At 58.8% G+C, this 25,246-nt stretch carries 23 protein-coding genes, 2 pseudogenes and 1 other annotated feature; of the genes and pseudogenes, 8 read left to right on the forward strand and 17 right to left on the reverse strand.

Going from position 1 to position 25,246, the window contains the following annotated elements; translation table 11 throughout:
* Positions 1-21 precede the first annotated feature (21 nt).
* From ABLU95_RS17415 to hxpB, 4 genes are all read right to left on the reverse strand, one after another.
* Positions 22-1,413: an L-cystine transporter gene (locus tag ABLU95_RS17415; RefSeq protein ID WP_023289308.1), complete on the reverse strand. Its 1,392-nt coding sequence runs from the start codon at positions 1,411-1,413 to the stop codon at positions 22-24.
* 135 nt (positions 1,414-1,548) lie between these two features.
* Positions 1,549-2,139 carry a metal-dependent hydrolase gene (locus tag ABLU95_RS17420; protein ID WP_023289309.1) on the reverse strand — a complete coding sequence of 197 codons (591 nt, stop codon included), beginning with the start codon at positions 2,137-2,139 and terminating at the stop codon, positions 1,549-1,551.
* 91 nt (positions 2,140-2,230) lie between these two features.
* Positions 2,231-2,992, reverse strand: a complete 762-nt coding sequence (kduD, locus tag ABLU95_RS17425) for a 2-dehydro-3-deoxy-D-gluconate 5-dehydrogenase KduD (protein ID WP_032452531.1) — start codon at positions 2,990-2,992, stop codon at positions 2,231-2,233.
* Between the two features lie 149 nt (positions 2,993-3,141).
* Entirely contained in the window at positions 3,142-3,810 is a 669-nt protein-coding gene (gene hxpB, locus ABLU95_RS17430) for a hexitol phosphatase HxpB (protein WP_017898668.1), read from the reverse strand.
* Positions 3,811-3,998: 188 nt separating this feature from the next.
* Here hxpB and ABLU95_RS17435 point away from each other — a divergent pair, with 188 nt between their 5' ends.
* Positions 3,999-4,535 (forward strand): YniB family protein, encoded by a 537-nt coding sequence (locus ABLU95_RS17435; RefSeq protein ID WP_023283571.1) that lies wholly within the window; start codon positions 3,999-4,001, stop codon positions 4,533-4,535.
* A 29-nt stretch (positions 4,536-4,564) separates the two neighbouring features.
* On the opposite strand, the gene yciA is transcribed toward ABLU95_RS17435, so the two are convergent.
* The 4 genes from yciA to ABLU95_RS17455 all read right to left on the reverse strand — a co-directional run bounded on the left by yciA (position 4,565) and on the right by ABLU95_RS17455 (position 6,847).
* Positions 4,565-4,963, reverse strand: coding sequence for an acyl-CoA thioester hydrolase YciA (gene yciA / locus ABLU95_RS17440; protein WP_002901629.1), 399 nt, complete (start codon positions 4,961-4,963; stop codon positions 4,565-4,567).
* Between the two features lie 107 nt (positions 4,964-5,070).
* On the reverse strand, positions 5,071-5,610 hold the full coding sequence (locus tag ABLU95_RS17445; protein WP_004203842.1) for a septation protein A: 540 nt from the start codon (positions 5,608-5,610) through the stop codon (positions 5,071-5,073).
* 54 nt (positions 5,611-5,664) lie between these two features.
* On the reverse strand, positions 5,665-6,408 hold the full coding sequence (locus ABLU95_RS17450) for a YciC family protein (RefSeq protein ID WP_023289311.1): 744 nt from the start codon (positions 6,406-6,408) through the stop codon (positions 5,665-5,667).
* 25 nt (positions 6,409-6,433) lie between these two features.
* Positions 6,434-6,847 (reverse strand): YkgJ family cysteine cluster protein, encoded by a 414-nt coding sequence (locus ABLU95_RS17455; RefSeq protein ID WP_023289312.1) that lies wholly within the window; start codon positions 6,845-6,847, stop codon positions 6,434-6,436.
* Between the two features lie 269 nt (positions 6,848-7,116).
* On the opposite strand from ABLU95_RS17455, the gene ompW reads away from it, so the two are divergent.
* Positions 7,117-7,755, forward strand: coding sequence for an outer membrane protein OmpW (gene ompW, locus ABLU95_RS17460; RefSeq protein ID WP_023289313.1), 639 nt, complete (start codon positions 7,117-7,119; stop codon positions 7,753-7,755).
* A gap of 77 nt (positions 7,756-7,832) precedes the next feature.
* Here the strand turns inward: ompW and ybiX are convergent, their stop codons facing one another.
* The 3 genes and pseudogenes from ybiX to ABLU95_RS17475 form a co-directional block, all read right to left on the reverse strand.
* The gene (gene ybiX, locus ABLU95_RS17465) at positions 7,833-8,510 is read right to left on the reverse strand and encodes a PKHD-type hydroxylase YbiX (RefSeq protein WP_065883000.1); all 678 of its coding nucleotides are present in this window, start codon (positions 8,508-8,510) and stop codon (positions 7,833-7,835) included.
* A gap of 48 nt (positions 8,511-8,558) precedes the next feature.
* Positions 8,559-10,844, reverse strand: coding sequence for a catecholate siderophore receptor Fiu (locus tag ABLU95_RS17470; RefSeq protein ID WP_023289315.1), 2,286 nt, complete (start codon positions 10,842-10,844; stop codon positions 8,559-8,561).
* 323 nt (positions 10,845-11,167) lie between these two features.
* A pseudogene (locus ABLU95_RS17475) lies at positions 11,168-11,505 on the reverse strand (short-chain dehydrogenase); the annotation flags it as partial.
* A 162-nt stretch (positions 11,506-11,667) separates the two neighbouring features.
* Here ABLU95_RS17475 and ABLU95_RS17480 point away from each other — a divergent pair.
* Positions 11,668-11,930, forward strand: a pseudogene (locus ABLU95_RS17480) (helix-turn-helix domain-containing protein); the annotation flags it as partial.
* Between the two features lie 47 nt (positions 11,931-11,977).
* Here ABLU95_RS17480 and ABLU95_RS17485 read toward each other — a convergent pair.
* Positions 11,978-12,886 carry a LysR family transcriptional regulator gene (locus ABLU95_RS17485; RefSeq protein ID WP_004203855.1) on the reverse strand — a complete coding sequence of 303 codons (909 nt, stop codon included), beginning with the start codon at positions 12,884-12,886 and terminating at the stop codon, positions 11,978-11,980.
* Positions 12,887-13,013: 127 nt separating this feature from the next.
* Between ABLU95_RS17485 and ABLU95_RS17490 the strand changes: the two genes are divergently transcribed.
* Genes ABLU95_RS17490 through ABLU95_RS17500 form a run of 3 tightly spaced genes read left to right on the forward strand, consistent with a single transcriptional unit; the run spans position 13,014 to position 16,689 of the window.
* Positions 13,014-14,324, forward strand: coding sequence for an MFS transporter (locus tag ABLU95_RS17490; RefSeq protein WP_004203856.1), 1,311 nt, complete (start codon positions 13,014-13,016; stop codon positions 14,322-14,324).
* A 14-nt stretch (positions 14,325-14,338) separates the two neighbouring features.
* A complete protein-coding gene (locus ABLU95_RS17495) occupies positions 14,339-15,427 on the forward strand; it encodes a tartrate dehydrogenase (RefSeq protein ID WP_101992718.1) in 1,089 nt (362 codons plus the stop codon).
* 2 nt (positions 15,428-15,429) lie between these two features.
* Positions 15,430-16,689 (forward strand): glycerate kinase, encoded by a 1,260-nt coding sequence (locus ABLU95_RS17500; protein ID WP_277475761.1) that lies wholly within the window; start codon positions 15,430-15,432, stop codon positions 16,687-16,689.
* 216 nt (positions 16,690-16,905) lie between these two features.
* Here the strand turns inward: ABLU95_RS17500 and trpA are convergent, their stop codons facing one another.
* Genes trpA through ABLU95_RS17525 form a run of 5 tightly spaced genes read right to left on the reverse strand, consistent with a single transcriptional unit; the run spans position 16,906 to position 23,437 of the window.
* Positions 16,906-17,715, reverse strand: coding sequence for a tryptophan synthase subunit alpha (gene trpA, locus ABLU95_RS17505; protein ID WP_023289322.1), 810 nt, complete (start codon positions 17,713-17,715; stop codon positions 16,906-16,908).
* Entirely contained in the window at positions 17,715-18,908 is a 1,194-nt protein-coding gene (gene trpB, locus ABLU95_RS17510) for a tryptophan synthase subunit beta (protein WP_218810156.1), read from the reverse strand. The genes trpA and trpB overlap by 1 nt, the downstream gene beginning before the upstream one ends.
* Before the next feature lie 9 nt (positions 18,909-18,917).
* A complete protein-coding gene (gene trpCF, locus ABLU95_RS17515) occupies positions 18,918-20,276 on the reverse strand; it encodes a bifunctional indole-3-glycerol-phosphate synthase TrpC/phosphoribosylanthranilate isomerase TrpF (RefSeq protein WP_348880070.1) in 1,359 nt (452 codons plus the stop codon).
* 3 nt (positions 20,277-20,279) lie between these two features.
* Positions 20,280-21,875, reverse strand: coding sequence for a bifunctional anthranilate synthase glutamate amidotransferase component TrpG/anthranilate phosphoribosyltransferase TrpD (trpD, locus tag ABLU95_RS17520; protein WP_023289325.1), 1,596 nt, complete (start codon positions 21,873-21,875; stop codon positions 20,280-20,282).
* A complete protein-coding gene (locus ABLU95_RS17525; protein ID WP_023289326.1) occupies positions 21,875-23,437 on the reverse strand; it encodes an anthranilate synthase component 1 in 1,563 nt (520 codons plus the stop codon). The genes trpD and ABLU95_RS17525 overlap by 1 nt, the downstream gene beginning before the upstream one ends.
* Positions 23,438-23,470: 33 nt before the next feature.
* Positions 23,471-23,566 (reverse strand) — a sequence feature (Trp leader region).
* Positions 23,567-23,725: 159 nt separating this feature from the next.
* Between ABLU95_RS17525 and rnm the strand changes: the two genes are divergently transcribed.
* Positions 23,726-24,589 carry an RNase AM gene (rnm, locus tag ABLU95_RS17530; protein ID WP_348880073.1) on the forward strand — a complete coding sequence of 288 codons (864 nt, stop codon included), beginning with the start codon at positions 23,726-23,728 and terminating at the stop codon, positions 24,587-24,589.
* A gap of 16 nt (positions 24,590-24,605) precedes the next feature.
* A complete protein-coding gene (locus tag ABLU95_RS17535) occupies positions 24,606-25,226 on the forward strand; it encodes an L-threonylcarbamoyladenylate synthase (RefSeq protein WP_023289328.1) in 621 nt (206 codons plus the stop codon).
* The last annotated feature ends 20 nt before the right edge of the window (positions 25,227-25,246 follow it).

The following is a 25,246-nucleotide window of genomic DNA, read 5'->3' on the forward strand; positions in this document are numbered from 1 at the left end:
CGGTTTTTTTGTGCTTACCGTTTAGCGATGTGCCAGTTCGGCCTCTTCTTCGCTATCGAAAATCGACTTGTCCGTCTGGCGCAGCCACTGGCTGGTCAGCGTCCCGGCGGTCATGGAACCGTTAACGTTCAGCGCGGTACGCCCCATATCGATCAGGGGTTCGACGGAGATCAGCAGCGCCACGAGGGTCACCGGCAGGCCCATCGCCGGCAGGACGATCAGCGCGGCGAAGGTGGCCCCGCCGCCCACTCCGGCGACGCCCGCCGAGCTGACGGTGACGATGCCTACGAGGGTGGCAATCCACATCGGATCCAGCGGGTTGATGCCTACGGTCGGTGCGACCATCACCGCCAGCATGGCCGGGTAGATACCGGCGCAGCCGTTCTGACCAATGGTGGCGCCAAAGGAGGCGGAGAAGCTGGCAATCGACTCCGGTACGCCGAGACGACGGGTCTGCGCTTCCACGTTCAGCGGAATGGAGGCGGCGCTGGAGCGGCTGGTGAAGGCGAAGGTGATCACCGGCCAGACTTTACGGAAGTACTTCAGCGGGCTGATGCCGTTAATCGCCAGCAGCAGGCCGTGAACGACAAACATGATGCCCAGCGCGATGTACGAGGCCACCACGAAGCCGCCAAGCTTGATGATATCCTGTAGATTCGACCCGGCAACCACTTTGGTCATCAGCGCCAGCACGCCGTAAGGGGTCAGCTGCATTACCAGACGAACCAGCTTCATCACCCAGCCCTGCAGGGTATCGATGGCGGTCAGTACGCGCTGGCCTTTTTCCACATCCTCTTTCAGCAGCTTCAGGGCTGCGACGCCGAGGAACGCCGAGAAAATGACGATGCTGATGATCGAGGTCGGGTTAGCCCCGGTGAGGTCAGCAAACGGGTTCTTCGGCACGAAGGAGAGGATCAGCTGCGGGACGCTGAGATCGGCCACTTTACCCACATAGTTGCTCTGAATGGCGTTCAGACGGGCGGTCTCCGCGCTGCCCTGGACCAGCCCCTCGGCGGTGAGGCCGAACATGTTGGTCACCAGCACGCCAACCAGGGCGGCGATCAGGGTGGTGAACAGCAGAGTACCGATGCTCAGGAAACTGATTTTCCCCAGCTGCGAGGCATTGTGCAGGCGGGCCACCGCGCTAAGGATTGATGCGAAGACCAGCGGCATAACGATCATTTGCAGCAGCTGGACATAACCGTTGCCGACGATATTGAACCACTGGATGGAGTCTTTCAGCACCTGGCTGTCAGACCCATAGATCAGCTGTAGCGCCAGACCGAAGATCACGCCAATCGCCAGGCCGACCAGGACCTTCCTGGCCAGGCTCCACTGTTTATGGCGAGTTTGCCCCAGCGCAAACAGCAATACGGCGAACACGACTACGTTCGCTATTAATGGAAAGTTCATCCCCGTTCTCCTGATATTTTTATAACCTGGGCTGGTGGATAACCAGCTCTTATGACCGCAAGGTTAGCAGAAGGCGTTATCAAGGACTTATATTCAAATGGAATGGGTTATAACCAAATGGCATTTTCTGCCGGTTTATCGCCCACTCTGGTGACTTATGAAGCGATTGAAGGTGATCTGCAGGGAATTAATCACCCCGGAAGACCAGCGTATCGCGCTGTTGTCCGCCAGCGTCTGCGGCATCCAGACGGCATAGACGAACAGCGCCATGCATAAGGCGCGCTCCAGCTGGTTGCCTTTGCGCGGCGCAAGGATCGGCAGCCGGAAGCGCCAGCGACACGGCCATAGCAGCGGCACTCCGGCGGGGGTGAGCATATCGGCGAGAATGTGGCTGAGATAGCCCAGCACCAGGCCCTGGAGGGCGTCCGCCGGGACAATCCAGCTGTCAGGCACCTTGAGGTAGAATAGCGTCAGCGCGCCAAACACCGCCAGCAGGCTGTGGGTGAAGCCGCGGTGGCCAAAGGCCCGCGCCACGGGCCTGGAGATCCAGCTCAGCCGCTGGCCAAGAAACGACTTTGGGTGATCGATGTCCGGCAGCAGGCAGGTCAAGACCGCGGAGGGCACAATATGCCACCAGTCGCCCTGCGCCAGCACCGGCGTTAACTCTGCGTTTTTGGCAAATACTGCGCAGGCGATTGAAAAGAAGAGATGGCCTTCCGCCGTCATGATAACACACCCTAAACTGTCGATTCATACAGTATAGGGTTTTTATACAGTGCACGGAAGAGGTGACGGTGTAACTCTTTGTCACAAATTCTCAGCGCGCCAGCCATCCGCCGTCGACGGCCAGGGTATAGCCATGAATATAGTCGGCGGCGGACGAGGCGAGAAACACCGCCGGCCCCTGCAGGTCACCCGGCACCCCCCAGCGACCGGCGGGGATACGCTCAAGGATTGCCTGGTTACGCTCTTCATCTTCGCGCAGCGCCTGGGTGTTATTAGTGGCCATATACCCGGGCGCAATGGCGTTGACGTTGATACCCTGACCAGCCCATTCGTTGGCCAGCAGGCGGGTCAGGCCCAGCACGCCGCTTTTCGAGGCGGTATAAGAGGGGACGCGGATCCCGCCCTGAAACGAGAGCATCGAGGCGATGTTAATAATTTTCCCGCCTTCACCCTGGCGAATGAACTGCCTGGCGACCGCCTGGCAGAGGAAGAAAACCGCTTTCAAATTCAGATCGATGACCGCGTCCCAGTCGCTTTCCGTGAAGGTCAGGGCGTCATGGCGGCGGATAATCCCGGCGTTGTTAACCAGAATATCGACCCGGCCCATCGCCGCCACCGCCTGGTCGACCAGAACGGTCATATCATCCTGATGGCTGAGATCCGCCTGAATGGCATGAAAGCGGCGGCCCAGCGCCTCAACCTGCGCGGCCGTGTCGTGGGGAATTTTGCGGTTGATGCCGACGATATCGCATCCGGCCTGCGCCAGGCCCAGCGTCATTCCCTGTCCCAGGCCGGTATCGCAACCGGTCACGATGGCGACCTTACCCGTCAGGTCGAAGGCGTTTAATACCATATTCACCTCTGCGTGCTGATCTTCAGGCGTACGATGACGCCACCTGTGCCCAGCATAGAGGCAGGAAAACAAAATTACAATTAAAATGAAACGCTGTTTTGATTTTATTGCCGGCGGCGTGACGGCGATCGCGTCAGCCACCAGCGGCCTTACCCGAGCAGCGCCTCGACGGTCAGGGCCTGCAGTGACGGCAGCTTGACGTCCGCCAGCACAAAGCGCGGGTCGCGGCTGTTCTCCGCTTCCGGCACCACGATAGCGCGCATGCGCGCAGCTTTGCTGGCGATCATGCCGTTGACCGAGTCCTCCAGCGCGACACAGCGCTGTGGGTCGACCCCGAGGGCGGCGGCGCAGTTGAGATACACCTGCGGGTGCGGTTTGCTCCAGGGCAGATGCTCCGCCGAGGCGAGGGCATCAAACTGATCGCGCAGCTCGAACATATTGAGCACTTTCTCCAGCATCACCAGCGGCGAGGCTGAGGCCAGCCCAACCTTCAACCCCTGGGCTTTACACAGGGCCACCGCCTCGCGCACCCCCGGCAGCAGCGGACGTGAGGCTTCCACCAGTTCAATGGCGCGACGGATAATGCGCGCGGTGGCTTCCGCGCGGTCCACGCCGCGCCACGGCTGCTGCGCGTACCACAGATCCACCACCAGGTCGATTCGCAGACCCAGCAGGTCGGGCAGTTCATCGCGGCGGCGGGTATCCACCCCCAGGCTCTCCATGACCTCGACCTCCGCCTGATCCCAAAGCGGCTCAGAGTCAATCAGCAACCCGTCCATATCAAAAATCGCAGCCTCAATGCGGCGCTTCGCTGACATATGTCCTTCTCCTGTTGCGTAATCAGATAAACGAATCGGCATTCATGGTATATCATACCGCGCGTTATTGGGCGAAATTCGCCGTGGAAGATAGACTTATACCCGACACATTCGGGTAAGCGAGGAGCGCCTGCGCCACGCAACGGGCGGCAGGCGAACCACTAACGCGTCTTTAACAAGGGGAACTCATGACGTACCAACAAGCTGGACGCATTGCGGTCATCAAACGTATTTTGGGATGGGTCATCTTTATTCCCGCCGTGCTGTCGACGCTGATTTCTGTCCTCAAATTTATGTATGAGCACAGTGAAAAGAAACCCGGCATTGACGCGGTAATGATGGATTTTGCGCACGTCATGATTGAGATGATGCGCTTTAACACGCCGTTCCTGAACTTTTTCTGGTACAACTCACCGCTGCCGGATTTTCACCACAGTCTGAACATCGGCTTCTGGATTATCTTCATTCTGGTGTTCGTCGGTATGGCGCTGCAGGCCTCCGGCGCGCGGATGGCGCGGCAGGCGAAATTTCTCCGCGAGGGGATTGAGGATCAGCTGATCCTCGAGCAGGCGAAAGGCGCGGAAGGGTTAACTCGCGAGCAGCTCGCCGAACGCATTGTAGTGCCGCGACATACGATCCTGGTGCAGTATTTCCCGCTGTACGTGCTGCCGGTGATCGTAATTGTCATCGGCTACTTCTTCTTCTCGCTGCTGGGCTTTCTCTAAGCCAGGTGCCCGGTTAGCCGGGCGCCATCTTATTCCGCCGGCAGAGGGCGGGGTTTACCCTGATTATCGACGGCGACGTAGATAAACAGCGCTTCCGTCGCCTTGTAGCGCTGGCCAATCGGTTCTGAAGAGACTTTTTTCACCCACACTTCGATGTTGATGGTTACTGAGGTATTGCCGCGCTTCACGCAGCGGGCATAGCAGCACACCACGTCGCCCACGGCCACCGGACGTAAAAAGGTCATCCCATCCACGCGCACGGTCACCACGCGACCCTGGGCGATCTCTTTGGCCATAATGGCGCCGCCGATATCCATCTGCGACATCAGCCAGCCGCCAAAAATATCCCCGTTGGCATTAGTATCCGCCGGCATTGCCAGGGTGCGTAAAACCATTTCGCCCTTCGGGGCGAGATCTGTTGTTGTCATGCTCTACTCTGTTGTGGTCAAAGACGATCAGCGGGATGCTACTATGAAAACGGCGGAGAGAGAATAGGGGATAGCGCCCGCGGAGGCGGGCGCAGGCTGCCGGGGAATTAGTGGTGGTCGTCCTGCGGCATATGGCGGTAGATGTAGATCCCGCTCAGCAAGGTAAAGACCAGCGTGAGGGCGGTTAAACCGAAGACCTTAAAGTTAACCCAGATATTCTGCGGCAACCAGAAGGCGATATAGATATTAGCCAGCCCACAGAGGATAAAAAACGCCGCCCACGCCAGGTTTAGACGCGACCAGACCTGCTGCGGCAGGGTCAGCTCTTTACCCAGCATGCGCTGGATAAGCGGCTTTTTCATTACCCACTGGCTGAACAGCAGCGCGCCGGCGAACAGCGCATAGATCACCGTCACCTTCCATTTAATAAACTCATCATTGTGGAAGAAGAGCGTTAATCCGCCGAAGACGGCCACCAGCACGAAGGTGATCAGCGCCATTTTTTCGATTTTACGGTAGCGCACCCAGCTGTAGATCAGCACGATGGCGGTCGCCACAATCAGCGCCGTGGTAGCGGCGTAGATATCGTAAAGCTTGTAGAAGGCGAAGAAGACCACCAGCGGTAAAAAATCCAGAAACTGCTTCATACATCGATCCCGTCTGTCAGGACGGACCGGGAAATTTCCCGGTCCAGGTTAAAATTAGCTACGGATAAGCATATACACGCGGAATAAATAGATCAGCAACAGGGCGGAAATCAGGTTGCTGATGGTGTTGATGACCACCGCGCCGACGTTCGGCGTCAGCACGGCAAAGCTGGAAGCGAACAGCAGCAGCAGGGTTTTCGCCACCAGCCAGCCGATAATGGCCGGCGCTACCAGCCGCAAATTGGCCCAGGCCAGACGCATGCTGCTGCGCATGGCGCTGAGGATGCCCATTTTGTCCTGCACCAGCATGATCGGCGCAAAGGCCAGCACAATGGCCAACAGGACGCCGGGCACCAGCACTAACATCATCCCCATCTGCACCAGGAAGGTGGTGAAGAGGATCAACAGCAGCAGCTTCGGCAGCACCGGCGCCGAGGCGCCGATAGCGCGCAGAGCGCTGACGCGATGACCGGCAGAGACCAGCTGGATGAGCAGCAGGACGCCGCCGGCGAGGATCGCATTGCCCACCAGACCCGAGAAGGTCGATGCCGCCGAGGCGCGCAGCAGAACCTGCTGCTGCTCCGGCGTCATATTCTGCACCAGTTCGAACAGGCCTGCGCTACCGGCGAGGTTGTCGCCTTCGCTGAGTATCGACAGCTGCTCGTCGCTGGGTGAAAAGGCATGGCCAAGTACTACCGTAATGAACGCGCACAACAGCGCAATCAGCAAAATGGTAATGAACTGATTACGAAAAAAATTCCCCGTGTCACGGTAGACGGACTTCGCCGTGATAGACATGCATTCTCCTTGAGTGTCGCAGGTGTTAACTAGCCGGCGATTGTACCGCAAATCGTTCCGTCGTAGCACTCTCTGCGCCGGTCAGGGCAGGTATATCTTTGTAAAGAGGCCGCAATGGCGGCAGGCCATAGCGCGCTCGCGCCCGGTTGCAGGCGTCGTTTTCCTCGCCATCTTCCCCGGACATGGCGAATTCGCGACATGGCGAGGGACGGTTTTCATAGATAGTGCAGTGGACAGCGTCGCCGATTTCGCCCGATAGCGCCGCGCAGCGGCCCTGGCGTTGGTTGGTGCCGCTCATGCAGCGCAGGAAAGGGGTTAGCGGCTCGGTCAGCGCGGAGGGCACCAGGCCGCCCGCGTCGTCGGCTTCCGCCCAGTAGAAAGAGACACGAAAATACGCACAACAGGCACCGCACGTCATGCACGGGTTGATTTCACTCATAATTACACCTGAAAAAAACGCATCAACACAGATTGTCGGCAGTTAACTTATCCAGCCGCCTCAGCGGCGGCAAGAGGGGCAGAAATAATTTTTTTCGCGAAAGGTGAAAATTGATGTGCGAAGGATTCAGCGTATTGCGATCGGTATCAAAAATTAATCTGGATCAATAAATGTTAAATCTAAGGTTTTAGTGTGATCTAAAACAGATCAAACGTAACTCGTTATAGGTATATTTGGCCGCGCTGAAAAACCATAATGAGGAAGTGGACATGAAGAAGTTAGCAGCGGCGGCATTAATTCTAAGCACTCTTTCCACCGGCAGCGTCTGGGCGCATGAAGCGGGTGAATTTTTCATTCGCGCCGGGACCGCCACCGTCCGACCGACGGAGGGCTCTGACAATGTGTTAGGCAGCCTTGGCGGTTTCAACGTCAGTAACAACACTCAGTTGGGTTTAACCTTTACCTATATGGCGACCGATAACATCGGCGTGGAACTGCTGGCGGCAACGCCGTTCCGCCATAAGGTTGGTACCGGGCCAACCGGCACCATCGCCACCGTCCATCAGTTGCCACCCACCCTGATGGCGCAGTGGTACTTTGGCGATGCGCAAAGCAAGGTGCGCCCGTACGTGGGGGCGGGGATTAACTACACCACCTTCTTTAATGAAGACTTTAACGATAACGGCAAGGCGGCCGGGCTTTCCGATCTGAGCCTGAAGGACTCCTGGGGCGCGGCGGGGCAGGTCGGCCTCGATTACCTGATTAACCGTGACTGGCTGCTGAATATGTCGGTGTGGTACATGGATATCGATACCGATGTGAAATTCAAAGCCGGCGGCGTGGACCAGAAAGTCAGCACCCGCCTGGATCCGTGGGTGTTTATGTTCTCCGCAGGCTATCGGTTCTAACGCCTGCTGCAAACTGGCCAGCGGACGGCCAGTTTGTTCCTCCTCACTCCTCCCTGCGATACCCCTTCGCCTGCGGATCACACTTCCGTCCACTGGCGCAGCAGGTTGTGATACATATTGAGCAGGGAGAGCACCTCTTCTCCGTCGCCAAAGCGAGTTTTGAGCGACTGGATCGTGCGGTCCAGGTCGTAGAGCATCGCGCGCTGCTTATCGTCGCGGACCATCGACTGGATCCACAGGAAAGAGGCCTGGCGTACGCCGCGGGTGACCGGGGTGACGCAGTGCAGGCTGCTGGCGGGATAGAGCACCAGATGCCCGGCCGGGAGCTTCACCCGATGCTGGCCATAGGTGTCTTCAATGACCAGTTCGCCTCCTTCATAGCTTTCCGGTTCGCAGAGAAACAGCGTCGCCGATAAATCGGTCCGCATCCAGCCCGCTTCGCCGTTCTGACGCACCGCGCCATCGACATGAAAGCCGTAGGTCTCCCCCGGCCCGTAGCGATTAAACAACGGTGCGGAAATCGTCCGCGGCAGCGCGGCGGAAAAAAACTGCGGATGGCCGCGCAGCGCGTCGAGTACGGCGCCCTGCAGACGGGCGTACAGCGGCGTGCGGGTATCGATCTGCTGGTTTTGTTTGACGGTCGCCCCCTGGCTGCCGACGGTAACCCGCCCGTCAACCCATTCGGCCTGCGCCAGCAGGCGGGCATATTCAGCCACCTGGTCCGCCGTTAGCACGTCAGGAATGTGATACATCATTGCGGTGTCCTCTCAAAAAGGTGGGGCGCGATGGCCCCACGTACAGACTCAGAAATGGACGTTCGCCGTCAGCATAAAGGTACGGGGTTCGCCCGGATGATAGCGATAGCCGCTCTTGTTGATGGAAGCCACGTAATCGGTATCAAACAGGTTGTACATATTGAGCTGCAGATCGAGGTTGCTGTTGACCCGATAGCCCAGTTTGGCGTCGGCGACCCAGTAGCCCTCGGTGTGATCCGGGGTACCGACCGCGCCATCGCTGCCCCGGCGCAGGCTTCCGACATAGCGCACGCCGCCGCCGACGGACAAATCGCTGGTGGCCTGATACTGCGTCCACAGCGTAAAGGCATGTTTCGGGGTGTAGGCCAGCGCGGAAGAGCCATCCTGCGCCACATTCTGCCCCTCTGTCACCTTGGCATGCTGCTGGGTGTAGCCGGCGATGATCGTCCAGTCCGGGGTCAGGTTCCCGGTCGCGGAGAGCTCATACCCCTCCACGCGCTTTTTGCCGTATTGCGACCAGGTTCCGTCATCGTTAGCGGCCACTTCGTTTTCAATATCGGTACGGAATAACGCCGCGCTGAGCAGCAGGCGCTTGTCGAGGATCTGCCACTTGGTACCCAGTTCGCTGGATTTCGCCTTCTGCGGTTTAAAGTCGGTCCGGTTGGCGCTGTTGCCGCTGCCGCTGGCGGCCAGCGCGAAGCTGCTGCCCCCCGGCGGTTGCTGCGAGATGGCATAGTTGACGTAGATATTGCCCTGCTCGGTTAAGCGATACAGCGCCCCGGCCTTCCAGTTAACCAGGTTACCGGATTTGGCGGTATCGACTGTGGTGACCGGGCTGCCGGTCGACTGTCCTGGCGGGCAGGCGACAGCCCCGCGTCCGCTGCCGCCGCAGGCGGTGGCGCTGTCATATTTGGTATGGTAACTGTCGAGACGCAGCCCGCCGTTGACCTCAACCCGATCGGTCAGCGCCAGCGTATCGAAGGCATAAATGCCGAAGGTATCGGTCTGGCCGTTGGCGTTCGCCCCGTTTCTGTCCAGCCCGCCAATCGACAGGCTGCTCACCGGATGATAGAGATTCACCGCCGGGGCGGTCAGGGCGTTGACGCCATAGTTGGTCTGGTTTTCCCGGGTAAACTCCACGCCGGCGCTAACGTCATGGCCTATCGAGCCGGTATTGAAGGTCGAGGTGATATTGGTCTGGTTGGTCAGAATGCGGTTGCTGACATCTTTGGTATTAACCAGCCGTGACCAGCTCCAGGTGTTGACGTCATTGATGTCGGGGGCGGTGATATTGCTCGCGCCGCCCATCACCGCAGTCAGGAGATACTCCTGCTTCACCCGCGACCAGCGGGTGGTATTGCGCACGGTGGTATTGTCCGTCAGATCGTGTTCGAAGCGCAGGGTGCCGCTGTCGGTGGTGGATTTATCGTAATCGGAGTCGGTGCCATAGAAATTGCTGGTATTGACCTTACCGGCGGAATTGAGCGCGGCATACTTCGGCGAAGGCGCTGAATAGCCCGGCAGGCCGACGGTGGGGATCCCGCCATCCGGGGTGTTGTTCTGCCGGACGTGGAGATAGTTCAGATACAGACGGGTGGGCGTATCGAGGCCAAAGGCCAGCGACGGAGCGATGCCGTAGCGCTCGTTCTCAATCTTATCCCGGCCGGCGTCGTGAGTTTTTTCGCCCATCAGGTTGAGGCGAAACGCGGCGTTGTCGCCGAAGGCCTGGTTAAGATCAAGGGTACCCCTGCGCGACCAGGCGCTGCCGATGCTGGCCGAACCGTCGATCCCGGAGTCAAGACGCGGCTGTTTGCTGATCATATTGATCGAGCCGGAGGGGGCGCTGCGGCCATAGTCCGTGCCGGCGGGCCCTTTGATGACTTCCACCTGCTGGGTATTGAAGGTATCCCGCGTCACGCTGCCGATATCGCGAATGCCGTCCACATAAATACTGTTGGAGGTGTCCACGCCGCGCATAAAGATGGCGTCCCCGGTGGTTGAGCTGCCATTCTCCCCGGCGTAAAACGCCCCGACGCCAGGGACGTTCTTGAGGGCGTCAGTCAGGTTGGTGACGCCCTGATCTTTAATGACCTGTTCGGGGATCACGGTGATGGTGCGAGTGGTATCCACCAGCGGTTTATTAAACTTGGGATCGGCGGAGGCCCCGGGAGAATAAAGCGAAGGCGGGGCGGCTTCCACCACCAGCGTCTCTTCATTATTTTTGACTGATTTTTCCGCTGCCATGCCGGTTGCCGGCGCGGCCCCCAGACACAGACCCGTAAACAATGCCAATGAGTTGAAACTGCCAAACGGCAGAGAAGCGTTTTTTTCCATGATAAATGCAGGCTTATTTTTTGTTATTCGCACATATCACGCCGCGCAAAAGCGACGTTATTCGTCGTCTGGCTTGCGCTGACCCGGCGTGACTCTATAAATGATAAAAAGAATAGTTATCATTCGCCTTAATATTTACACAGAAAAGTTGACGTTTAAACTGATTTCTTCACCACCGTTTACAAATTTCATAAATTTTGAACAAAAAAGGCGAATTAGCTCGGCAAAGGCGGCGGGACAAAGCGGTACATGGCGTGGTGATCTGGGATCAATGACGCCGGGCGGGCGCCGGAGGACGCCCGGAGGCAGGCGTCCCGGCGGGCTTACCAGGGCACCGTGCGGCCCTGGTAATCCGGAAACTCCAGTCCCGGGCGCCCCTGCTTGTCGAGCAGGACGTTCACCAGGCATGGGATGGTCTCTTCGATGGTCAGGGGGCGTCGGCCCCGCCGAGCTCGGTGCGGATCCATCCCGGAGCCATCACTACCAGCGGGTGGCAGGCCGAGGTGGGGCGAGCGGCGAAGCTGCGCATGAACATATTCAGCGCGGCTTTACTTCCGCGGTAGAGCTCCCGCTGGCCGCCGAGATTGTTCGTCAGACTGCCCTGGCCGGAGGACATCACGCCCAGCAGCCCCTGCGGCTTGACCGCCGGCTGTGGCAGCTGGTGCGTGAGGTGTGTTGTGAGTAAAAAAAAGCCCGCACAAGTGCGGGCAAAAATACTGGAAGCAATGTGAGCAATGTCGTACTGAATACCTGAGTTATTTACTCAACTATTCAGTAATGAGAAAGATAATATTTCTCATTTAAGATATCAACCCCATCTTTTGTGCGGAAGCGATTTTTATCCAAGGGTAAAGACCGTGCGCTGCTGGATAGCATCAGCGTGATGAACCAGCCGGTGCGCGATGAGCAGAACCTCCAGGCGGCTGGCGTCCAGCTGGAACAGATGCTGTTTCCGCTGCTGATGGCGGTAGGGCGTCATGGCCGGTGGGGGGTGAGCTGGCGGATCATTTAGGGCGCGATTACACCACCGTCAGTCGCCAGGTGAAGAAACTGGAAGCCCAGGGGCTCGCCTGTAAGCAACCGAACTAAATTCTCGCGTGTTGCCGCCCCGGCGCAACAATCATCTTTTTCCGTCACAAATCACGGGTCAGCTCGTCGATATTGTCGGAAAGTATCTCCAGTAGGGATCGCAAATAGATAGTGTTATTTCCCTGATGCCACATCGCGCTGAGGGGAAGGCCTTCGATATGTTTTTTGGGCGCGAGCTTAAGGTATTTCACGCCGTCCGCATTCATATCTTTATATGACGCAGGCACCAGAGCGATGCCCAGTCCAGCGGCAACAAAACTCAGGATAGTCTGCTTCTCTTCGGCATACTGCGCGATGACAGGCATGCTGCCACCCTCCTTGAAAATATTCATTGTCAGGTCATGGCTGTGACGCCGGGTGCCTCTTTCCGGCACGATAACCGGCTCGTGTCGGAAGTCATCGATACTGACTTCGTCATAACTGACCAGGCGGTGGTTAGCGGGCACGGCGAGCACGCAGGTTTCATTGGCGATAAAACGTGTTGTCAGCGTGGCATCAATATGTTCCGGCGGACGTACAAAGACCACATCCAGCCATCCTGAAATGAGTCGGGGGATAAGTTTATGAGATTTATCTTCCGTAAGATGAATGTCTGCCTCCGGAAAACGCCTGACGAAAAGATTAAGCAGTTCAGGAAGTAATCCTTTGGCTGCGCTATCGATAGCTCCGATCCGCAACGTCCTTTTCTGCAGCAGGCTATTTTTACGGAATCGCTGCCGTAGCGCATCGAAATCAGCAATGACCGTTTTGGCCTCATTTAAAAAGGCGGCACCTTCAGGCGTTAGCGACACATTGCGGGTCGATCGATTCAGTAGTCTTATCCCCAAATCATCTTCCAGCAGTTTGATGAAGCGACTCAGTGACGCAGGCATCATTTCAAGTTTACGGGCAGCACGGCCGAAGTGAAGCTCATCACCCAATACCACAAAGCAACGTAGCTGATTTATATCCATTTTTTCACCAAAACCTGATTATGCAAATTATTTATATAAAGCCATGCCGATGATAAAGCGGTTCAAAACTTCATACTGGGTTTATTACAAAACGATAACAACCCTACATCACTATGGAGCATCCGTCATGAAAAACGACCTCGAAAAGAAGGTGATGCGCAAGGTTACCCTGCGCATTATTCCTTTCATCATGCTGCTGTACTTCATTGCCTTCCTCGACCGTGTCAACATTGGCTTTGCCGCCCTGACCATGAATCAGGATCTGGGTTTTTCACCCACCGTTTTTGGGCTGGGCGCCGGCATCTTCTTCCTGGGGTACTTTCTGTTTGAGGTGCCGTCAAACTTAATTCTCCATAAAGTAGGTGCCCGCATCTGGATTGCCCGCGTCATGATCACCTGGGGCCTGGTCTCTGGCTGCATGGCTTTTGTGCAGGGTACGACGAGCTTCTACATTCTGCGTTTTCTACTCGGTGTAGCGGAAGCCGGTTTCTTCCCGGGAATTATCCTTTATCTCAGTTATTGGTTCCCGGCAGCCAGACGCGCGCAGGTTACCGCCATCTTTATGGCCGCAGCCCCGCTCTCTACAGCATTGGGATCGCCTGTTTCTGCCGCCCTGCTGGAGATGCATGGCTTTCTCGGCTACGCCGGCTGGCAGTGGATGTTTGTGCTGGAAGCCTTGCCAGCGCTGATACTCGGCGTTGTGGTTCTGTTCTTTCTTACCGATCGTCCGGCCAAAGCCAAATGGCTGACTGACGAAGAGCGTGCATGGCTGGAAAACACCATGCAGGCCGAGGAGCTGGCCCGGGCGGCAAAACAGAACCACAGCAGCGCATGGAAAGGACTGGCGGATAAGCGGGTACTGGCTCTGGCGCTGGTCTATTTCGGTACTTCTGCCGGCTTGTACACACTTGGCATCTGGTCCCCGCAAATCATCCGCAGCTTCGGTGCTACCTCACTGGAGATTGGCTTCCTCAACGCCTTCCCGGCGGTCATCGGCGTCATCGCCATGATCCTGTGGGCGCGGCATTCTGACCGCACCAGAGAGCGCAGCTGGCATGTGATTGGTGCCTGCCTGCTGGCAGCAGCCGGTCTGATTTACGCCGGTAACGTCAGCACACTGTTTACCGTGATTGTTGCCTTAACCCTGGTCACCGCAGGCATCAGCGCCTCGAAACCGCCCCTCTGGAGTATGCCTACCGTGTTCCTCAGCGGCCCGGCTGCGGCCGCGGGTATTGCCACGATTAACTCCATCGGCAATCTGGGCGGTTTTGTCGGCCCAATGATGATTGGCGTGATCCGCGAGCAGACCGGTAGCTACACCTGGGGCCTGTACTTTGTCGCCGGACTGCTGGCTATTTCGGCCCTCATTGTCCTGATCCTTTCTGCCAGGGCGGGTAAACCGCAAACGGCAGAACTCACTCATCCTCATACTCATTAACCGGAGAATTTACTATGCGTAACTATAAAATTGCCGCCATACCTGCCGACGGTATTGGTCCTGAAGTCATCTCGGCAGGTGTTGAAGTGCTGCATGCACTGACACGCCACGATCCGCAGCTGAAGTTTGATGTGGAGACCTTTGACTGGGGGTCGGACTATTACAAAAAACATGGCGTGATGATGCCGGAAGAAGGGCTGAACACACTAAAAAAATTTGATGCCATTTACTTCGGCGCGGTGGGCGCACCGGATGTCCCTGACCACATCACACTCTGGGGTCTGCGCCTGCCAATTTGCCAGGGGTTTGACCAGTACGCCAACGTGCGTCCAACCAAAATCCTGCCGGGTGTCACCTCACCGCTGCGCAACCGCGGGCCCGGCGATCTTGACTGGGTGATTGTGCGCGAAAACTCCGAAGGTGAGTATTCCGGTAACGGCGGCCGTGCACACCGTGGCTTACCGGAAGAAGTCGGCACCGAGGTGGCCATCTTCACCCGCGTCGGGGTTACTCGCATTATGCGCTATGCCTTCAGACTGGCGCAGTCTCGTCCACGTAAACTGCTGACCGTGGTGACTAAATCCAACGCCCAGCGCCACGGAATGGTGATGTGGGATGAGATTGCCGCCGAGGTGGCGCAGGAATTCCCGGATGTGCAGTGGGACAAGATGCTGGTCGATGCGATGACGCACCGCATGACGCTGCATCCCCAGACCCTGGATACCATCGTTGCCACCAATTTGCATGCCGATATCCTTTCCGATCTGGCCGGCGCGCTGGCGGGCAGTCTGGGCGTAGCGCCGACCGCCAATATTGATCCGGAACGCCGCTTCCCTTCCATGTTCGAACCTATCCATGGTTCAGCTTTTGATATCACCGGCAAAGGCATTGCTAACCCGATAGCAACCTTCTGGACTGCGGTACAGATGCTTGAACATCTGGGAGAGCGTAACGCCGCGGCGATGGTTATGGAAAGTATCGAATATGTTTGTGAGAAAGGCATTCTGACGCCAGATGTCGGTGGAACGGCCAGTACCGCGGACGTCACCCGCGCTGTAGTGGAATTTATCGAAGCCAGAGCAAATATCGCCGAGACCGTATAACCATGATAAATGAACAGCCTGCAGAGATCCTGCAGGATATTTTTCAGCATGCTGTCGACAGCGCCCGAGCCGGGCCTGCGATCCTGTCTAACCTGCCGGAAAAACCGCGTGGCCGCTGCGTGGTAATCGGTGCCGGTAAAGCCTCGGCGGCAATGGCAGCGGCTGTGGATGCAGCCTGGCCGGATGTGGATGTGTCTGGCGTGGTGGTGACGCGTTACGGTTACGCGGTGCCTGCTGGTCGCATCCGCATTATCGAGGCTGCTCATCCGGTATCGGATTCGATGAGCGAAGTTGCCGCAATGCTGATTGTGGAAGCGCTGCGCGGATTGACCTCTGATGACCTGGTGCTGGCGCTCATTTCCGGTGGCGGGTCGGCGTTGATGGCGCTGCCCGCACCAGGATTAACATTGAAAGATAAGCAGGCCATTACCCGCGCGCTACTGCACAGCGGTGCCAATATCAAAGAGATGAATCTGGTACGTCGTCATCTCTCCGCGGTGAAAGGCGGCAAGCTGGCAAGAATAGCGCAACCGGCCCGTATTGTGTCACTGATTATCAGCGATGTGCCGGGGGATAACCCGGCAGATGTGGCATCAGGTCCTACTGTCGCCGATGACAGCACGCCGCTTGATGCGCTTCGGGTACTTCAGCGCTACGGTATTCAGACCCCGGAACCTGTTCATAAACTGCTAAGCCAGCCGGCAGGCCCGGTTGAAAGCACAGCGAACAGCGAAGTAAAACTCATTGCCACGCCGCAGCTGGCTTTGCAGGCTGCCGCGCTGGCTGCGTGCAGACACGGACTTACGCCGCTTATTCTCGGCGATGCGTTAGAAGGCGAAAGTCGTGAAGTGGCCATTGTTATGGCCGGGATTGCTAAATCCGTGAAGCAATATGGTCATCCGGTTTCCGGTCCGGCAGTGCTATTGTCGGGGGGCGAAACCACCGTGACGGTATGTCAGGGTCAGCACGGGAAAGGGGGTCGTAATACTGAATTTGCGCTCAGTCTGGCCTGTGCGTTGCAGGGAGAAAACGGTATATGGGCAATCGCTGGCGACAGTGATGGTATCGACGGAACGGAAGATGCAGCAGGTGCGCTGGTATTCCCGGACACGCTAACACGCGGCAAAATGGGTGGTCTAAATGCGGCTAGTTATCTTGATGTACACGATAGCTATAGCTATTTTCATGCGCTCGATGACCTGGTAATGACCGGCCCAACGTTAACCAACGTCAATGATATTCGGGCAATATTGATTGCCTGACCTATCGCTCTCCTGTACCAGGGAGAGCGATATTTTTACTTTCAACATGGTGCAAATCTTCGGTATCCGCCCGCCATCAATTTCCACGTTAAAGCGCATCGCCTGGCGTCAAGGTGTCGATCATCGTTCAGTCTGATGTGCAGGCGTGCAAGATGACGTGGAAGGGGAGCTAACGCGAGGAAATCGCCGCCCGGCGCAAGGCCAGGCGGCTGACCGTCAGGCGGTTTTGGTCGCCGCCTTCAGGCTCTGGACGAAGGCTTTCAGCTCGTCGAGCATGGCCTGCGGCTCATCAAGATGGCGTTCGATGATTTTGACGATGGCGGAACCGGAGATCGCCCCGGCGGCGCCGGCGTCAATGGCTGCGCTCACCTGCTCCGGCGCGGAGATGCCAAAGCCCTGCAGCGGCGGCGCGGCGTGATATTCCGCCAGCTTCTCCACCAGATGGTGCAGCGGCAGCGCAGCGCGATTTTCCGCACCCGTCACCCCGGCGCGCGACAGCAGATAGGTGTAGCCGCGGCCATATGAGGCAATCTGGCGCAGTAAATCGTCATCCGCATTGGGCGGGCAGATGAAAATCGGCGCGATGTTATGGCGCATCGCCGCCTGGCGGAACGGGGCGGACTCTTCCACCGGCACGTCGGCGACCAGCACCGAGTCGACGCCGACGCGGGCGCACTGGGCATAGAACTCATCGATACCCGGGCTGAAGACGAGGTTGGCGTACATCAGCAGGCCGATTGGGATCGTCGGATGCTTCTGGCGGATCGCCGCCAGCATCTCAAAGCACTGCGCCGGGGTCACCCCCGCGGCGAAGGCGCGCAGGGCCGCGCCCTGGATGGTCGGGCCGTCCGCCAGCGGGTCGGAGAAGGGGATCCCCAGCTCAAGGGCATCGGCGCCGCCTTCGATCAGCGCATCGATAATTTTCAGCGACTGCTCCGGTCCCGGATCGCCAAGGGTCACAAAGGGGACGAAGGCGCCTTCCTGGCGGTTTTTTAGTTGGGCAAACAGCGTCTCATAGCGTTCCATCAGATTTCCCCTCGCGCTTTCAGGATGTCGTGTACGGTGAAAATGTCTTTATCGCCGCGGCCGGAGAGGTTAACCACCAGCAGCTGCTCTTTTTCCGGGTTTTCGCGCATCATCTTCAGCGCGTGGGCCAGGGCGTGCGAGGACTCCAGCGCCGGGATGATCCCTTCGTGGCGGGAGAGCGCTTTGAACGCGTCCAGCGCTTCGTCGTCGGTGATCGACACATAGTCGGCGCGCCCGGTGCTGTTCAGATACGCGTGCTGCGGCCCAACGGACGGGAAGTCCAGCCCGGCGGAAATGGAGTAAGATTCCTCGATCTGGCCGTCGGCGGTTTGCATCATCGGCGACTTCATGCCGAAGTAGATCCCAACGCGACCATGCTTCAGCGGCGCGCCGTGCTCCCCGCTTTCGATACCGTGCCCGGCAGGCTCCACGCCGATCAGGCCGACTTGGGTTTCCTCGATAAAATCAGCGAACATGCCGATGGCGTTTGACCCGCCGCCGACGCAGGCGATCACCGCGTCCGGCAGGCGTCCCTCTTTTTCGAGGATCTGCGCTTTGGTCTCTTCGCCAATCATGCGCTGGAATTCACGCACGATGGTTGGGAACGGGTGCGGACCGGCGGCGGTGCCCAGCATATAGTGCGCCTTCTCGTAGCTGCCGGACCAGTCGCGCAGCGCCTCGTTACAGGCATCTTTCAGCGTGGCAGAGCCGCTGTGCACCGGGATCACCTCGGCGCCCATCAGGCGCATACGGAAGACGTTCGGCGACTGGCGCTCGACGTCCTTGGCGCCCATGTAGATACGGCATTTCAGGCCGAGCAGGGCGCTGGCCAGCGCTGAGGCGACGCCGTGCTGGCCGGCGCCGGTCTCGGCGATAATTTCGGTTTTGCCCATCCGTTTGGCCAGCAGAGCCTGGCCCAGTACCTGGTTGGTTTTGTGCGCGCCGCCGTGCAGCAGATCTTCGCGTTTCAGGTACAGGGTGGTGCGGGTCCCTTCGGTCAGGTTCCGACATTTGGTCAGGGCCGTCGGACGACCGGCGTAGTTTTTCAGCAGGTCGGTGAATTCCGCCTGAAAGGCCGGGTCCTTCTGCGCGCTGACAAAGGCTTCTTCCAGCTGGCGCAGGGCGGGCATCAGGATCTGCGGCACATACATGCCGCCGAATTCGCCGAAGTAGGGGTTCAGTAAAGTGCTCATTATTGCTCCTTAATATGCGCGCAGCGTCTGGAAAACGGAGGCCAGCTTGCTGGCGTCTTTAATCCCGGGTTGCGACTCTACGCCTGAATTGAAATCGAGTCCGGCACAGCCGCTTTTGGCCGCTTCCACACAGTTATCGGCGCCGAGGCCGCCGGCCAGCATAACGTTGCGCAGATCCTCGCCCTGCAGCAGGCTCCAGTCAAAACGCTGGCCGCTGCCGCCCTGGCCGTTGTCGAGCAGATACTTATCGACATGGCGGAGTGTACGGGCCGGCAAAGTTTCGCCAACGCTCAACGCCTTCCAGATGCGGACGTTATCCGCGAGGGCGTCGCGCAGCGCGTCGATATAAGCCTGGTCTTCATCACCGTGCAGCTGCACGGCGGCCAGCCCCAGGGCCTGGGCGCGGGCGACCACCTCGTCCAGCGGCGCATTGCGGAAGACGCCGACGTACTGCAGCGGCGCGGCGGCGATCACCGCTTTGGCCTGGGCATCATTTACCGCCCGCGGCGAGGTCGGGACGAAGATCAGGCCACCGTAGATGGCGCCGGACTCCCAGGCCACCTGGGCATCCTGTGGGCGCGTCAGGCCGCACACTTTGTTCTCGCCGAGCAGCACGCGTTTGACCGCCGCTTCCAGATCCGCCTGCTCCATCAGGGCGGAGCCGATCAGGAAGCCGTTGGCGAAGTGGCTCAGCTCACGCACTTCGGCATAGGTATGGATGCCGGATTCGCTGATCACCGTGACATCCGGGCCGAGACGCGCCGCCAGCTGACGGGTGCGGTTAAGGTCAATCGACATATCGCGCAGGTCGCGGTTGTTAATGCCTACCACCTTCGCCTTCAGAGCGATGGCGCGCTCCAGCTCCTCTTCATTGCTGACTTCGGTCAGTACGCCCATATTCAGGCTGTGAGCCACCGCGGAGAGCTGACGATACTGTTCATCGTCGAGCACCGAGAGCATCAGCAGGCAGGCGTCGGCCTGATAGTAGCGCGCCAGGTAGATCTGGTAAGGGTCGATGGTGAAGTCCTTACACAGGATCGGCTGCGGCGCGACCTTGCTGACGATCGGCAGAAAATCGAAGCTGCCCTGGAAATATTTCTCATCACACAGCACCGAGATCGCCGAGGCGTAGTGTTTGTAGATGCTGGCGATCGCCGCCGGATCGAAATCTTCGCGAATCAACCCCTTCGACGGCGAGGCCTTTTTGCACTCGAGAATAAACGCGGTGCGGGTGCCGGCCAGCGCGTCATAGAAATTGCGCTGCGTCGGGACGACCTCATTCTGAAAACTGGCTAACGGTTGTTGTTGTTTGCGGGCTTCCACCCAAATCGCTTTGTCGGCAACGATTTTTGCTAAAACGGTCTGCATTCTTTACCCTCTTGCCGCTAAGGCGGTCACTCTGTCATAGGCCGCGCCGCTGTGCAGCACATCCAGTACCTGCTGAGCGTTAGCTTTCAGATCTTCATGCCCGTGTAAACGCATCAACATGGCGACGTTGGCGGCGACGGCGGCTTCGTGAGCGGCTTCACCTTTACCTTGTAGCAAGCGCGTCAGAATGTCACGGTTTTCTTCCGGCGTACCGCCCGCCAGCTGCGCCTGATGGTAAGGCGTCAGGCCGAAGTCGTCGGCGGTCAACTGATAGCTTTTGATTTCCCCGGCATGCAGCTCGGCGACCACCGTGGGCGCATGCAGCGAGACTTCATCCATCCCGCCGCTGTGCACCACGGCCGCGCGCTGATAACCGAGTACGCGCAGGGTTTCCGCAATCGGCAACACCAGCTCCGGGCTGTAGACGCCAATCAGCGCCAGCGGCGGATGCGCCGGGTTGATCAGCGGTCCCAGCACATTAAACAGGGTACGGGTCTTCAACTGCTGACGGACCGGCATCGCGTGGCGGAAACCGGTGTGATACTTGGGCGCGAACAGGAAGCAGACGCCCAGCTCATCGAGCGCCGCGCGGGATTTATCGGCGTTCATATCGAGATTAATGCCGAAGGCCGCCAGCAGGTCGGAAGAGCCTGATTTACTGGAGACGCTGCGGTTGCCGTGCTTCGCCACTTTCAATCCACAGGCGGCGGCGACAAACGCGCTGGCGGTGGAGATATTAATGCTGTTGCTGCCGTCGCCACCGGTGCCGACGATGTCGGCAAACAGGTAGTCCGGGCGCGGGAACGGCGCGGCGTTTTCCAGTAGCGCGGTGGCGGCGCCGGCAATTTCCTGCGGCTGCTCGCCGCGCACTTTCATGCTGACCAGCGCGGCGGCCAGCTGTTCAGGCTTCACTTCGCCGCGCACCACAGCGGAGAACAGCTGGTGGCTCTCCTGCTGACTCAGGGTTTCCGCCTGGTACAGTTTCTCCAGGATCGGCTGGAGGGTGTTGGTATGCTCCAGCTTCTGCAGCGCCCAGGCCAGAGTCTGCTCCAGCAGTCGCGCGCCCTGGGTGGTGAGGATTGATTCCGGGTGGAACTGGAAGCCGCACACCCGGTCCGCATCGTGACGCACCGCCATCACCATACCGTTGAAATTGGCGTTAATCGTCAGCCCGGCGGGAATATTGCTGCCGACCAGCGAGTGGTAGCGCGCCACCGGCAGCGGGTTAGCCAGACCGGCAAACATCGCCTGGCCGTCGTGCTCAATGCTGGAGGCTTTGCCATGGAGGATCTCGCCCGCCTGGCCGACATAGCCGCCGTAGGCTTCAACAATGGCCTGGTGGCCGAGGCAGATGCCGATGATCGGCAACTTGCCGCGCATGCGGGTCAGCAGTTCCGGCATGCAGCCGGCTTCGCTTGGCGTACCCGGGCCAGGGGAGAGCATCAGCACCGGGTTGTCCATGGTGCCCAGACGCTCAATCAGCGCCTGCGCCGGAACGGAGTTACGGTAAATCACTACGTTATGGCCGTTGGCGCGCAGCTGGTCTGCCAGGTTATAGGTGAAAGAATCGATATTATCGAGCAGCAGAATGTCAGCCATCAGAAAATCTCCTTCGCGTGATGGGCCTGGGCAATGGCGCGCAGCACCGCGCGGGCTTTATTTCGGGTCTCATCCGCTTCCGACTGGGGAACCGAGTCGAGCACAATGCCGGCTCCGGCCTGGACGGTAGCGATACCCTCCTGCACGTAGGCGGAACGGATGACGATGCAGGTGTCGAGGTCGCCGTGGGCGGTGAAATAGCCCACCGCGCCGCCGTAGCTGCCGCGTCGTTTACCTTCGGCGGCGGCAATCAACTGCATGGCGCGAACCTTCGGCGCGCCGCTGAGAGTGCCCATGTTCATGCAGGCGCGGTAGGCGTGCAGCACATCAAGATCCTGACGCAGTTCACCCACCACCCGGGAGACCAGATGCATGACAAAGGAGTAACGGTCAACCTTGGTTAAATCGGCGACATAGCGGCTGCCCGGGGTGCAGATGCGGGCCAGATCGTTGCGCGCCAGGTCCACCAGCATCAGGTGCTCGGAAAGCTCTTTGTGATCGGTGCGCATTTCCAGTTCGATACGGCTGTCGAGATCGCGATCCAGCGAACCGTCGGCGCGGCGGCCGCGCGGCCGGGTGCCGGCGATGGGGTAGATCTCAATCTGACGGCTGACGGCATCGTATTTCAGCGAGCTCTCCGGCGAGGCGCCGAACAGGGTGAAATCATTGTCCTGCATAAAGAACATATACGGGCTGGGGTTGCTCTTCTTCAGCACATCATAGGCGGCCAGCGGCGACGGGCAGGGCAGCGAGAAGCGGCGGGAAGGGACCACCTGGAAGATTTCCCCGGCGCGGATCGCGCGCTGCATTTTGCGCACCACCGCGCCGTACTCTTCATCGCTCTGGTCAACGTCGCAGCGCATTTCGGCCACGGTGGTGACCGGTAGCGGCAGCGGCGGCTCGTTCAGCTGCTGGCGCAGCTGGCTCAGGCGCTGCTCCAGGCGCTGTTTTTCACTCTCCAGCGGCGTAAACAGGCTCGCCTGAATGCGGGTATGCTTGGTCTGATGGTCGATGACCAGCAGGGTCTCCGCCAGATAGAAACAGTAGTCCGGGCAGGCGGTGTCGCTCTGCAGCGGCGGCAGATCTTCAAAGCCGGCCACCAGGTCATAGGCGAACAGGCCGCCGAAGAACATCGCTTCACGCTCGTTGGCCGGGACGGTCACCAGCTCCTGCAGGAGACGAAAGGCGTCAAACACTGACAGCGAGCAGAGGCGGGCGTCTTCATCGAGCAGGGAGCTGACCGCCGGGAAGGTCAGGATGCGGCCGTTGGGCTGGCGCTGATTGGCGATCCCGGAGGGCAGCGCGCCGTCCAGCAGCTCCAGCAGCGCGGCGCCGTTGGCGGAGAGGGCCTGAATGGTGACAGTGTCACCGAGGGCAGTGATGCGCAGCGCGCTGTCGACCAGCAGCAGGCTTTTTAAGTCATCTTTGCTGTCGATGTCAGCCGATTCCAGCAGCAGGGTGGCCGGACGGGCGCCGCACAGTTGGTGGAATAACGCCGTCGGGTTCTCCCGGTAGATGGCGTCGCTGGTGAGAAGCTCGAGTGCCGGTTTGGATGTTTGCATTATTGTTCTCGCCTGTTCGTATTATTTTTGTCCAATAAAAAGCCCGCTCATTGGCGGGCCGGGTATCTGTATGCTGAATGCAAAACGCGATCACGCCGCCCGTTATCAGGAGGTGCGCCACCAGCTGTGCAGAGTGATAAAGTGCATTTTCATCGTGATACCCCTTCATGTGAACTTGCGTACTAGTTAACTAGTTCGATGGAATAAAGTCAACCCTTGTTTGCAGATTTTCTCTGCCTGTCGGTATGATAATGCGCTTATTTACGTTGATGTCCAGCAGGAGTCCTTTTGAGCGACAGCCAATACGCAGTGATTTACGATCTGCACAGCCATACCACCGCCTCTGACGGGCGGCTGACTCCGCAGGAACTGGTCCATCGCGCCCATGAGATGCGCGTTGGCACGCTGGCGATCACCGACCATGACAGCGTGGCGGCTATCCCGGCGGCCCGGGAAGAGATTGCCCGCGCCGGAATACCCTTGACCCTGGTGAACGGCGTCGAGATTTCCACCCTCTGGGAGAATCACGAGATTCATATTGTGGGTCTCAATATTGATATTGCGCACCCGGCGATGACCGCCCTGCTGGAGGAGCAGAAAGCGCGGCGCCAGCAGCGCGGCCAAATGATTGCCGAGCGTCTGGAGAAGGCGCGCATCCCCGGCGCCTGGGAAGGGGCGCTGCGGCTGGCGGACGGTGGCGCCGTCACCCGCGGCCATTTTGCCCGTTTTCTGGTGGAGGCCGGCCACGCGAAGAACATGGCGGAGGTCTTCAAAAAATACCTTGCCCGCGGGAAAACCGGTTACGTGCCGCCGCAGTGGTGTACAATAAAACAAGCAATTGATGTCATTCATCATTCTGGCGGCAAGGCGGTGATAGCCCATCCCGGACGTTACGATCTTTCCGCCAAGTGGCTGAAGCGGCTGTTGGCCCACTTTAGCGAGCAGGGCGGTGATGCCATGGAAGTGGCCCAGTGCCAGCAGGCGCCCCACGAACGCGCTCAACTGGCCGCCCTGGCCGTGCAGTTTGGTCTTCTGGCGTCGCAGGGATCCGATTTCCATCAACCCTGCGCGTGGATCGAGCTTGGCCGTAAGCTCTGGCTCCCTGCCGGCGTCGAAGGCGTCTGGCACAGCTGGGAAGTGGCCGCCGAATAAAAATTGAGAGGGAAGTATGAGCCAGTTTTTTTATATCCATCCGGATAACCCGCAGGCGCGGTTGATTAACCAGGCGGTGGAGATTGTGCGTAAGGGCGGGGTGATCGTTTATCCTACTGACTCCGGCTACGCGCTGGGCTGCAAAATTGAAGACAAGGGCGCGATGGAGCGGATCTGCCGCATCCGTCAGCTGCCGGACGGACACAACTTCACCCTGATGTGCCGCGACCTGTCCGAACTGTCAACCTACGCCTTTGTGGACAACGTGGCGTTTCGCCTGATGAAAAACAATACGCCGGGCAACTACACTTTTATCCTCAAAGGAACGAAAGAGGTGCCGCGCCGGCTGCTGCAGGAGAAGCGTAAAACCATTGGTATGCGCGTCCCGTCCAATCCCATCGCTCAGGCGTTGCTTGAGACCTTAGGCGAACCGATGCTCTCCACCTCGCTGATGCTGCCCGGCAGCGACTTTACCGAATCCGACCCGGAAGAGATCAAAGATCGTCTGGAGAAAGTCGTGGACCTCATTATCCACGGCGGCTTCCTTGGACAGCAGCCGACCACGGTTATCGATCTCACTGAAGACGCTCCGGTGGTGCTGCGCGAAGGCGTCGGCGACGTGAGGCCGTTTCTGTAATCTGACGAAAAGTGGGCTGA

It is taken from the genome of Klebsiella sp. GG_Kp146 (genome assembly GCF_040061975.1).
Lineage (GTDB): Bacteria > Pseudomonadota > Gammaproteobacteria > Enterobacterales > Enterobacteriaceae > Klebsiella > Klebsiella quasipneumoniae.